Annotated in this window: 1 pseudogene; it reads left to right on the forward strand. The window is 58.6% G+C overall.

Annotated features, from left to right (window positions below):
• A pseudogene (locus ACTHS3_RS16205) lies at nucleotides 1-827 on the forward strand (chromosome segregation protein SMC); the annotation flags it as partial.

An 827-nucleotide genomic window follows, 5' to 3' on the forward strand; every position in this document is an offset into this window, starting at 1 on the left:
CGCTGGGTGTTGGGCGAGGCTTCGGCGAAGCAGCTTCGCGGCGAGAGTATGCAGGACGTGATTTTTAACGGTGCGGCGACGCGCCGTCCTGCGCCGAGGGCTTCGGTGGAGCTGGTGTTTGACAACAGCGACCACAGTTTGCAGGGGGCGTGGGGGCAGTATGCCGAGGTGAGCATCAAGCGACAGCTAACGCGTCAGGGAGAATCGACTTATTTCATCAACAATCAGACCGTGCGCCGCCGCGACATTACTGATTTGTTTCTGGGTACGGGCGTGGGCGCGCGCGGTTATGCCGTCATCGAGCAGGGGATGATTTCACGCATCATCGAAGCGCGGCCGGAGGAGTTGCGCGCCTATATCGAGGAGGCGGCGGGCGTGTCCAAATATAAGGAACGCCGTAAGGAGACGGAAGGCCGTCTGAAAGGCACACGCGAGCATTTACAGCGTTTGGGCGATTTGCAGAACGAGTTGGCGCGTCAGGTGGAAAAGCTCGAGAAACAGGCGGAAACCGCCGAACGCTACAAATCCCTGACCGCGCAGTTGAACCAGCAACAGGATTTGCTCGATTACGCCCAATGGCAGCAATCGCTTGCCGCTGCCGACAAAGCGACCGCGCAGCATCAGTCTTTGCAGGCGCAGCAGGACGAAACCGCCGCGCAGGTTCAGGCATTAAACGACGAAGTACACACCTTGCAGACCGCCGAACAGTCGCAACAGCAGGCGGTACATGAATTGAGCAACAAACGCGGTGTGTTGCGCGAGCAGATTGCCCGTTTGGAAGAACAAATCCGCCATCAGCAAAACCTGCACCAACGCATCGAACGCGA

This window comes from Neisseria sp. P0009.S007, assembly GCF_051962515.1.